The organism is Desulfocastanea catecholica (assembly GCF_054657295.1).
In genome coordinates this window covers 1-11,009 of the sequence record NZ_BAAHYZ010000054.1, presented here as the reverse complement: position 1 = coordinate 11,009, position 11,009 = coordinate 1, and the positions used below count along the sequence as shown (strand labels likewise).

6 protein-coding genes and 3 pseudogenes are annotated in these 11,009 nt (G+C 44.8%); all 9 read left to right on the top strand.

The window, feature by feature from the left end; translation table 11 throughout:
* Positions 1-255, top strand: a pseudogene (locus ACYQ8U_RS22070) (Druantia anti-phage system protein DruA); the annotation flags it as partial.
* A complete protein-coding gene (locus ACYQ8U_RS22065; RefSeq protein ID WP_459947727.1) occupies positions 246-932 on the top strand; it encodes an ISAs1 family transposase in 687 nt (228 codons plus the stop codon). The pseudogene ACYQ8U_RS22070 and the gene ACYQ8U_RS22065, both read left to right, overlap by 10 nt.
* A 365-nt stretch (positions 933-1,297) precedes the next feature.
* Positions 1,298-2,548 (top strand): group II intron reverse transcriptase/maturase, encoded by a 1,251-nt coding sequence (gene ltrA, locus ACYQ8U_RS22060; protein ID WP_459947726.1) that lies wholly within the window; start codon positions 1,298-1,300, stop codon positions 2,546-2,548.
* Positions 2,549-2,876: 328 nt separating this feature from the next.
* Positions 2,877-3,968, top strand: a pseudogene (locus tag ACYQ8U_RS22055) (acetyl-CoA C-acyltransferase); the annotation flags it as partial.
* A gap of 16 nt (positions 3,969-3,984) precedes the next feature.
* On the top strand, positions 3,985-6,087 hold the full coding sequence (locus ACYQ8U_RS22050; protein ID WP_459947725.1) for a 3-hydroxyacyl-CoA dehydrogenase NAD-binding domain-containing protein: 2,103 nt from the start codon (positions 3,985-3,987) through the stop codon (positions 6,085-6,087).
* Positions 6,088-6,332: 245 nt separating this feature from the next.
* Positions 6,333-7,481, top strand: a complete 1,149-nt coding sequence (locus ACYQ8U_RS22045) for an acyl-CoA dehydrogenase family protein (RefSeq protein ID WP_459947724.1) — start codon at positions 6,333-6,335, stop codon at positions 7,479-7,481.
* A gap of 272 nt (positions 7,482-7,753) precedes the next feature.
* A complete protein-coding gene (locus ACYQ8U_RS22040; protein WP_459947723.1) occupies positions 7,754-8,113 on the top strand; it encodes a PaaI family thioesterase in 360 nt (119 codons plus the stop codon).
* 182 nt (positions 8,114-8,295) lie between these two features.
* Positions 8,296-9,242: pseudogene (locus tag ACYQ8U_RS22035) on the top strand (IS630 family transposase).
* Positions 9,243-9,848: 606 nt separating this feature from the next.
* Entirely contained in the window at positions 9,849-10,826 is a 978-nt protein-coding gene (locus ACYQ8U_RS22030) for an NAD(P)H-dependent flavin oxidoreductase (protein WP_459947728.1), read from the top strand.
* The last annotated feature ends 183 nt before the right edge of the window (positions 10,827-11,009 follow it).

Below are 11,009 nucleotides of genomic sequence, written 5' to 3'. Positions count from 1 at the left end.
CGCCGGAGAAAAAATAGCGTCCCCAGTGAGAGCACCATTCGTAACGTATTGATTCGCATAGCACCAATGGAGCTGGACCGGGCACTGCAGCAATGGAATGCCCAATTTGGTACAATCGACGACAGTCTGGCGATCGACGGTAAAACTATGCGCAATGCCGTTGACGACAGTGGCCGGCAAATTCATATCATGGGTGCCGTCGGACACCAAAGCAAACAAAGCTACACCCAAAAAAAGTCGGCACTTTGCCTGTAAAAGGGCGCGAAAAAGAAAAACAGACAAACGAAATCAAAACCGCTATCCCCCTCCTCGAGTCCTTAGATATTCAAGGGAAAACCATCACCGCCGATGCCCTGTTAATTCAGCGTGAGCTTGCCGATTACATCGTTGAAAAAAGAAATGCGCATTATCATTTCACCGCCAAGGGCAATCAAAAAAAACTCCTCAAGGAAGTCACTTCATTTTTCGAAAATGTTTCCTGGGATCCTGACCATACAACCAAGGATAAGCCCAACCATGGCCGAAATGAATCCAGAAGAATCTGGGTGACCACGGAACTCAATAAATACCTGAAATTTCCCCATGTCGCCCAAGCCTTCAAGATTGAACGAGTAACCTACCGGAAAAAAGGCAAAAACACACGAGTTGTCGCGTACGGAATCACCAGCAAAACTCCCCAGATGGCAACCGCTGAAGACATTTTAAGAGACAATCGTCAGCACTGGAGCATTGAAAGTGTGCCGCAGGCACACAGAAAGGAGGTTCGACTATGGACTGACAGACTGTGGCAAAGCTATACAGAAGATGAGGGTAGGTCCCTCGGGGTCGGCTTTCAGGAGCGGGCCTCAAACCACCCCAAGCTGCTGCGGTTAAGAGCCGTCGGTGGTGAGCGTTGGGGTCAAAGCGTCGAGGAATGTACCTCGAGCAGGTAGGAAACAGAGAGACGAACGAAAGTGAACCTTCCGATGACGCGTCGTAAACCAAAGAATTGTCGTCAAAACCAGGGGCGTTTCTATCTTCTGGGACAAGCTTGCCGGTTACCTGATTACTGGGCAAGTGGCGGCCGGCGTATAGGGGGCGTGAAGCTGTTTCAGGCTTTTGTATGGAACTGCGGGAACCAGTCGTTCCGATGTACAGGGAGAAGCACAAGTGGTAGAAGCCACGAGGCGAGAGTACCGATACGGAGCACTGGGGCGGATCAATCCGTAGTAGTGAAGAAGACCGGTAATGCGGTTGGAGCGAAGGGATTGAGTCAAGCTGTTGCATTTATCGTTCAACTGGTAACAGGAGGAGACGAATGAGTGTAACAAAACCATTTACCATTGACAAATGGCATGTGTACAAAGCGTATCAAGCAGTAAAAGCTAATGCTGGATCAGCCGGAGTGGACGGTCAGTCACTGAAGATGTTTGAGAAAGATTTGAAAGCGAACCTGTACAAGATCTGGAATCGAATGTCTTCAGGCAGTTACTTTCCACCCCCGGTAAAAGCGGTTGCCATTCCTAAAAAGAGTGGCGGGGAGCGCATCTTAGGAGTACCGACCGTTGCAGATCGTGTGGCGCAAATGGTTGTCAAGCAGGAGATTGAACCCGAGATTGAGGCAACGTTTCTACCGGACTCCTACGGTTATCGGCCAGGAAAATCGGCCTTAGACGCAATCGGAGTCACGAGGAAACGGTGCTGGAGGTATGATTGGGTTTTGGAGTTTGATATCAAAGGACTGTTTGACAATATTGACCACACCCTGTTGCTTCGGGCAGTTGAGAAGCACGTCAAATGTGAGTGGGCGCTGCTGTATGTTAAACGGTGGTTGACAGCACCGTTACAGCTCGTGGATGGCACCTTGGTAGAACGTACTCAGGGAACTCCTCAAGGCGGAGTAATTAGTCCGATCTTGGCCAATCTGTTCTTACATTATACATTTGATGTCTGGATGAGTAAGTATTTTCCAGGTAACCCATGGTGCCGGTATGCTGACGATGGGCTAGTACATTGCAGAACCGAGGGTCAAGCACAGGCAGTTAGATCTGCCCTTGATGCAAGGTTTAAAGAATGTGCGCTCGAGATGCATCCGGAGAAAACTAAAATCGCCTACTGCAAAGATAATAGCAGAAGAAAGGACTACCCGATCACAGAATTTGATTTTCTGGGGTATACCTTCCGGCCCCGGTGGGTGTTGAACCGCAAGCGTAAAAGTCTGTTTATCAATTTTACGCCAGCGGTCAGCAATAAGGCTGTTAAAGCGATGCGGCAAAAGACTCGTAAGCTGAATTTCCGGAATCGGACGGAACTGAGCTTGGCTGATATTTCCATGTTTTACAACCCAGTCCTTCGGGGGTGGTTGACTTACTATGGACATTTTTATCGATCGGCTCTGTATCCGGTTTTTAGGCACTTCAACAAAACGTTGGTAGCCTGGGCGATGAGGAAGTATAAGAGGCTGAAAGGTCATAAGATACGAGCAAGTAGGTTCCTTGAGCAAATTGCCCAAAAGGAACCTCACCTCTTTGTACACTGGCAGAAGGGCATGGTAGGTGCGTTTGCTTGATGGGAGCGGTGTGAATCGAGAGGTTCACGCACCGTTCTGCGAGAGGCTGGAGGTGAGATTCCTCCGGCCTACTCACCACAGCTGTCACTACATCCTTGACTGGAATTTCGATGAGGATCGCTGTAGAATCTCGAAAGGTTACGGTCCGGAAAACATCACCCGACTACGGAGATTTGCTATCGGCCTCCTCAAAAGCAAGGGCGTATCTAATGTAACTCAAAAAATGAGGCAACTCAGTTTTTCTCCTCGCTTGGTTTTAGATTATTTGAAAATTACTGGCGATAATCACAGTTCCGCTTGCGGTGCTGGGGTAGCATAAATTTATCCTGTACGTCGCAATAGTTTTAGTTTAGACATGTACGAAGATGTCATTATCGGAACTGCTAATCAGGCTGGTGAAGATTGTAGAAATGTCGCATGCTTTGCCGGTTTATTGGCAGGGCTGCCCATTGAGATAGGCGGCATAACTGTTAACCGATTATGCGGTTCAAGTCTGGCAGCAACACTAGATGCAGCCCGCTGCGTACGTGTTAATGAAGGGGAATTATTTATTGCTGGTGGTGTTGAGTCGATGAGTCGAGCACCTTATGTATTGTCGAAAGCTACGAGTGCGTATACTCGCAGTCAAGAACTCGCAGACTCCACCATGGGTGCTCGTTTTACAAATCCTAATATTATCAGTCGATTCGGCGGGGATTCAATGCCGGAAACTGCAGAAAATGTTGCAGCTGATTTATTGATAACCAGGCATGAAAGCGATATTTTTGCAGCAAGATCCCAGGCTAAATACGATTCGGCCAGAATCGAAGGATTCTTTAAGGATGAAATCATACCTATAGAGGTTTTTCAAGGGCACAAAAAGCCAAATTTGGTGGTTGAGGCTGATGAACATCCGAGGCCATCAAGCTCAATTGAAGGTTTAGAAAAATTACGTACTTTGTTTACTGGCGGTGTTGTTACCGCTGGAAATGCATCTGGAATCAATGATGGAGCATCGGCCTTAATTATAGGTAGTGAAAGAGTTGGCGAGACAGCAGGAGTGAAGCCTCGCGGGCGAATAATTACCGGTGCTATAGCTGGACTACCGCCTCGCGTAATGGGGTTGGGGCCAGTACCGGCAACTCAAAAAGCATTGTTGCGCGCTGGACTAACTCTACATGACATGGATGTCATTGAATTGAATGAAGCCTTCGCATCACAGGCGCTTGGGTGCATGAAACAGCTTGGTATTGCCTTTGACGATCCACGTGTCAACATAAACGGGGGTGCAATTGCTATTGGTCACCCACTTGGTGCGAGTGGTGCCCGTATCGTCATGACTGCCTTGCGCCAATTGGAACGAACCGGTGGTCGTTACGCCCTTGCCACAATGTGTATAGGTATTGGGCAGGGTATCGCCGCAGTTATTGAGCGCATTTAAGTAGAAGGTAAAACATATGTCGACGATCAAATACGTAATAACGGATAAAATCGGTATCATTACGCTGAACAATCCTCCGGTAAATGCCTTATCGCAACCACTTCGGTTAGGAGTGATGCAAGCCATTCAAAATGCGCAGCATGATGCATCCAAGGCAATAATAATATTATGCGAAGGGCGAACCTTCATTGCCGGTGCTGATATAACAGAATTCGGGAAACCACCATTGGCACCATTATTGCCAGATGTGTTTGCTGTGATTGAAGAATCAGTGAAACCAGTTATAGCAGCGATCCACGGTACCGCGTTAGGAGGAGGCTTTGAAATGGCATTAGCCTGCCATTATCGCTGTGCGTTAAGGTCTGCGGAAGTTGGATTTCCAGAAGTTAAGCTTGGATTATTGCCAGGCGCAGGTGGCACGCAGCGGACTCCTCGTCTTGCAGGCGTTGAAGCTGCACTTGCGCTAATGACAACTGGTAATAGTATCACTGCATCTCAAGCATTAGAACTTGGTTTAATAGATCATATCATTGATTCTGATTTATATGAGGGCGCTAAAGCTTATGCCAATGCACTGATCGAAAAAAATATGCAGGTAAGACGAGCTAGAGACATTTCGATCAATAAGGCAAGCGTGTCTGTCTCTACCTTTGAAAACTATCGCTCCAAGTTGGCAAAAACCTTCCGTGGCCAAATGGCACCCCAACATATTGTTACCTGTGTTGAAGCGTCAGTGAACATGCCGATAGAGGAGGGACTAAAAAAGGAACGTGAATTATTCTTAGAATGTCGTAATTCAACACAATCTGCAGCGTTACAACACATGTTCTTTGCAGAACGTCAGGCAGGTAAAATAAAAGGTCTAAGTAAAGATACTCCGATCAAAGAAATCAAAGCAGCGGCCATTATTGGGGGAGGAACCATGGGCTGCGGCATCGCTATGTGCTTTGCTAATGTTGGAATCCCTATAATGTTACTTGAAGTTAACGAAGAGGCCTTGCAACACGGTAAGGACATTATCACCAAGAACTATAGTCTCACCGTAAAAAAAGGCAAAATGTCTGAAAAGACTGCATTGGAGCGCCAGGCATTAATTCAAGGAACAACAAACTATAACGATCTCAAGAAAGTTGATATTGTTATAGAAGCCGTTTTCGAAAACCTGGAAATTAAGAAGAATGTTTTTGAGAAATTAGATACCATCTGCGAACCCGGAACAATACTAGCCACCAACACATCCTACCTAGATGTGAATGTGATTGCTGAGGCTACTAAGCGCCCACAGGATGTAATTGGTCTACATTTTTTCAGCCCAGCGAATGTAATGAAACTACTAGAAATTGTTCGCGCTGAACGAACCTCTGATGAAGTATTGGCAACATCAATGGCTTTGGCCAAGAAAATCAGAAAAACACCGGTTCTTGCGAAGGTTTGTTATGGTTTTATCGGTAATCGTATGTTGCGTCATTATTTTCGTGAAGTCCAAATGTGTTTAATCGAGGGGGCAAAACCCGAGCAAATTGATAATGCCATGGAAAATTTTGGCATGGCAATGGGCCCCTTAGCAGTTAACGATCTTGCTGGATTAGACATTGGATATAAAGCTCGACAAGCATTATCGGTGGAGGAAAAAGGTGATCCAAGAAGCTACCGTATCCCAGATATCTTAGTCGAAATGGGTAGATTGGGACAAAAATCGGGTGCAGGTTGGTATAAGTATGATCCTGAATCCCGCAAACGAATACCTGATCCAACCATACTTGAAATAATACACAAAGAGGCCGAAGTTTTCGGTATCTCCCTTCGCCAAATCACCGATGAAGAAATCGTAAATCGTCTTTTGTTTGCATTGATTAATGAAGGAATGAAGATTCTTGAAGAGGGTATTGCTCAACGTCCAAGCGATATAGATGTGGTTTATGTGTTTGGTTACGGTTTTCCGGCATATCGGGGTGGGCCCATGCATTACGCTGATACTATTGGATTAGGCAAAGTGTATGAATGCATATGTAATTTCCGTAAAGATTATGATGAAAAATATTGGCAACCATCTGTCTTACTGGAGCATTTAGTCAGGGAAAATAAATCATTGTCTCAATGGGCTGCTGAGCAATCATAGCAAAGGAAAGAAAGATGCTCCAATCGACCAACGGTCTAGATACCCAGTTTTCGTCTGGATTCAGCCCCATCGATAACGAGTGTATCCCATGACCTTGCACTGGTGAAATGAGTGTTGCGTTGCCACCATTTCACCAGTGAACCAACATAAATGAACAAAAAAAAAATTGCTCATTTATGTTTTATATTTCGAAGCTGTCTAATCCGATTTATGGCGAAATTAAAATTGAATTTGGAGAATTTAAAATGATCAGAGATAAAGAAACGCTTAATGTTCTATTGGATACAATTACACGTTATGTGAATGAGCGTTTGATTCCCAATGAACAGATTCTCTCGGACACCGATGCAGTGCCTGAAGATATCGTTCGGGATATGAAAGAACTCGGCATGTTTGGCATGACCATCCCTGAGGAATATGATGGCCTCGGCCTAACCATGGAAGAAGAAGTGAACGTTGGAATGGTGCTTGGCAAAACTTCGCCAGCATTTAGATCTATTATAGGTACTAATAACGGAATCGGCTCCTCGGCGATCGTTATTGATGGTACTTTGGACCAGAAACAATACTACCTACCTAAATTAGCCTCCGGTGAGATCATCGGTTCTTTCGCCTTGACTGAACCGGATTCTGGATCCGATGCTGCAAGTCTGAGGACTACGGCAAAGCGTGAAGGCGATTATTATATACTCAATGGCACCAAAAGATTTATAACAAATGCTCCTGAAGCTGGAATTTTTACCGTAATGGCTCGGACAAATCCAGACATAAAAGGTGCTGGAGGGATTTCTGCCTTTATAGTCGAAGCAGGGACCCCAGGACTCTCGCTGGGCAAGCAAGACAAAAAAATGGGCCATAAGGGATCTCACACCTGCGATGTGATTTTCGAAAACTGTCAAATTCCTGCCGCGAATCTTATCGGTGGAAAGGAAGGGGTTGGCTTTAAAACAGCAATGAAAGTTTTGGACAAAGGTCGACTGAACATCGCCTCAGTTGCAGTCGGAGCTGCTGAAAGGCTCCTCGAAGAATCTTTACGCTATGCCATGGATCGTAAACAATTCGGCCAACCGATAGCAAATTTCCAACTTATTCAGGCTATGCTGGCAGACAGCAAAATGGAAATCTATGCATCTCGCTGCATGATCATTGACGCAGCCCGGCGTCGAGATTTGGGAGAGGACGTAGGTTCAAAAGCATCCTGTAGCAAATTGTTTGCAACCGAGATGTGTTGTAGGGTCGCCGATCGTGCGGTACAGATTTTTGGTGGATCGGGTTATGTAAGCGATTATCCAATTGAAAGGTTCTATCGGGATGTGAGGCTATTTCGAATCTACGAAGGCACAAGTCAAATCCAGCAGCTGGTTATCGCACGAGATATGATTCGTAATGCATAGTTGTAAACTTCTGCAGTAGATATTTATGTTTCTGCTGATTGTACATGAAGGTGGATATTATCTACATAGAGATTCGGGGATCCAGAAAAGTAAATAACCACTGGCAAAGCCGGTGGCTACTTACTTTCATGTATCATCTAATTAATTCATCTACGAAAATATCTAGGCAGTAAACATGGAATGTCTGACGAATCAACGCCTGCCGCCTTTTAACGAATACTTAGGTTTTGAAATCGATGAGTGGCGGGAAGGTAGAACTGTAATTTTGGCTGATGTCAAATCATTCTGGCATTTTTCACGGTGAATTTATATCAACGTCTCTTGATGCAGCCGGGACTTTACCTGGCATATTTTATGAACATGGAGCACTTGCGCGTAAAAAACCTACTTTATCATTAAATATAATTTTTTTGAGTCAAGCGCAAACATCTCGTATTAAAGCTGTTGGTAAACTGATATCATCTGGTCGAAAAATATATTTTGGTGTGTTTAAAGTATATGATATGGAAGATAACCTAATTGCGTCAGGACACGGGCTATTTCGCTACACACAGGCAGCGAAACCAGAAATGGATGAGCGAGGCGAGGTCATCAAATATTCGATCGGATTAAGGCTAACCATCGATGTGTAAGACTTGTATATTTATCCAACCAAACAGTACCTTCTAACGCTTACTTGCATATTTAAACTATATGTTATAGACGCTCTCTGTTTTCTACTTGAAAGGAGTTGTCTATGCCAAGAAAAACTCTGTCTCCACAATGCAACTACAAGGATGGCCAGACCTTCGGGGAATGGGCGGCTAGAAAAAGTATGGCGGCCCGTTTAGCGGTCCGTTTAGTCGAGCGAGCACGAATGATTTGCAAGCTTCTTGATGGAGAATTCATCAGCAAAGTCGCCAGTGACCTTAAGGTGCGTTCGAATACGGTCATTCGTTGTCGCAACCACTTTACTGTTCAAGGAATTACCGGACGTTATGATCGGCCATGTTCCGGCAAGCCTCCAAAATATGACGAAGAATTCCACGACTGGGTTTTAAAAACATTGAAGGCGCCTCCGCCTCACTGCCAGTCTTGTTGGATCGGTTTTTCGGTCGCGAGGCACCTTGGCGCCTCCGATGACGCAGTTTGGCGTGTACTTCGTAAGCTAAACATTTGTCTGGCTTAACAACGAAGCGGTGCGTACAAGTACTGATCCAAAATTTGCGCGTAAAGCTGCCGATATTGTCGGACTTTATCTGGCCCCACCTGAAAAAGGTCTGGTTATCTCTGTGGATGAAAAGCCAAGCATTCAGGTGTTGGATCGAACTACCGGCTATGTTCGCATCAGCAACGGCAAAGTTGGACGCGGACTCAAGAGTACCCATAAGTGGCATGGTACCTTGAATCTTTTTGAAGCGCTGAACGTGGCAACAGGTGCCATTCATACGCAGATCACGGAGTTTAAGAGATGGGTGGAGTTTTTGGCGTTCATGGACCAAGTGCTCTTGGAGTTACCAGGTAGTAATGGGAAAAATACATGTAATTCTAGATAAATATTGTATCCAGAAACGTGATGACGAATGGCTGGCACGACACCCGAACGTGAAATTTCATTTTACACTGATTTCTGCAAGTTGGTTAAACCAGGTGGAGATATGGTTTGGAATTTTCTCACGCAAAGCTTTGGAGAATGCCAATTTTAAAAGCGTAAATGAACTATGTGTAGCTATCGAAGCCTTTGTCCAAGCGTATCAAATGAACGCCAAACCACTTGTGTAGCGCAAGCGAGAGGTCAAAGGCTCACAGCTGAGAAATACAATCTCAAAAATTTATGCAAGTAAACATTATTTTTTTTGCGAGGACTTGACGTAGGTGGTTTCGGTACTCATGGCCGTGAGGTTTCTTATCAGGTGCGTCTGTTTTGGCAAGACGTGAAGTGGATTTTTCTTCGTATTCCTTTTGTTCCTGCGCGAATGAATATGTTCGCCGTCCGCTATTCGATTCGGAAGCGTGCAGCTCATTTGAGCTGTTTTTCCGAAGAATATATTAGCGAGCATTGGTAAATCCATAGACATGATTAAATTTAGTCAGAACATTCTATTTAGTGTACTAAATAATTTCTGCCAGGTAAACCTCCGGCTTTTCCGGGGGACAACCAAAGTTTGATGGCGTCGTAAAAACTCTTCATCTGCTTCGTTGTTGCAATTTTTATATCATTACAGGTACTCTAGTAAATTGAAATAATATAAAAATCTTATGCCTCGCATACGAAGTTTTTTACTTAGCTATCTGGTAATTGGACTTTTTACGAGTTTATTAAGTTTGACAACTTCATAAAAACCTTGGAGAAGTCTTCCATGAACTTACGCAGCGGAAAAAAGTAAAATACTTGAGGGGCACCCAGAACTTTTTGAAATTGATCATCCTATTATTCAGGGCGGCATGCACTATGTAGGGTTTGCTGAGCTTGCGGCCGCAGTTTCCAACGCAGGAGGACTTGGAATATTAACTGGACTAACCCAGAGGAGTCCGATGGCCCTGGCAGATGAAATTCAGCGTTGTCAGGAGTTGACAAGCAAACCATTTGGTGTCAATTTAACATTTTTACCGACGGTTAAAGTCCCTGATTATCATGGGTATATCCGTGCGATAATTAATGGAGGTGTTAAGATTGTCGAGACTGCAGGTCGGAACCCTGAGCAGTATCTCTCTAAAATGAAGGCATCAGGGGTGAAAGTGATCCATAAGTGCACCTCGGTACGCCATGCACTCAAAGCAGAGTCAATAGGATGTGATGCGGTTTCGATTGACGGATTTGAATGCGGAGGGCATCCTGGAGAAGATGACATTCCAAATATGGTTTTACTGCCTCGGGCGGCTGAAGAACTGAGAATTCCTTTTGTGGCTTCGGGAGGAATTGCAGACGAGCGCGGTTTCGTGGCTTCACTGGCTCTTGGAGCTGAAGGTGTAAATATGGGCACCCGCTTCTTGGCAACGAAAGAAGCGCCAGTTCACGAAAATGTAAAACAAGCAATTTTAGCAGCATCAGAGCTTGATACTCGGCTTGTCATGCGACCCCTCCGCAATACGGAGCGTGCATTAAATAATGCTGCAGTGGAAAGGGTTCTGGAAAAGGAAACATCACTCGGTAGCAGTATAGTTTTTGACGATATCAAAGCTGATGTTGCTAATGTGTACCAAAAGGTGATGTCGGGTGGAGACATAAACTCTGGTGTCTGGTCATGCGGCATGGGTGCCGGACTGATCCACGACATCCCGACGTGTGCGGAGCTCATTAACAGAATTATCTCCGGGGCTGAAAAATTAATATCTATTAGGCTAATGAAAATTTTAGGCATGTAATCGAAAATACAAGTATGCAAATCTAGTATGTTAATAATATTCGAAAAAATGCAAACTAAATTTCCTTCTCTGAGTATCTGAACTACGCGTCAAAAGGAAAATCAGGATGATGTTCAAAGAAAAGCAACCTCCTCTCAACATGGACGATAAAGCTATAGAGACCTATAAAGCAAAATTACGCAG

What these genes read in the sequence shown, in the direction of transcription:
- ltrA (WP_459947726.1), top strand. Translation starts at nt 1,298, where the DNA reads ATGAGTGTAACAAAACCATTTACCATTGACAAATGGCATGTGTACAAA.
- ACYQ8U_RS22050 (WP_459947725.1), top strand. Translation starts at nt 3,985, where the DNA reads ATGTCGACGATCAAATACGTAATAACGGATAAAATCGGTATCATTACG.
- ACYQ8U_RS22045 (WP_459947724.1), top strand. Translation starts at nt 6,333, where the DNA reads ATGATCAGAGATAAAGAAACGCTTAATGTTCTATTGGATACAATTACA.
- ACYQ8U_RS22040 (WP_459947723.1), top strand. Translation starts at nt 7,754, where the DNA reads ATGTCAAATCATTCTGGCATTTTTCACGGTGAATTTATATCAACGTCT.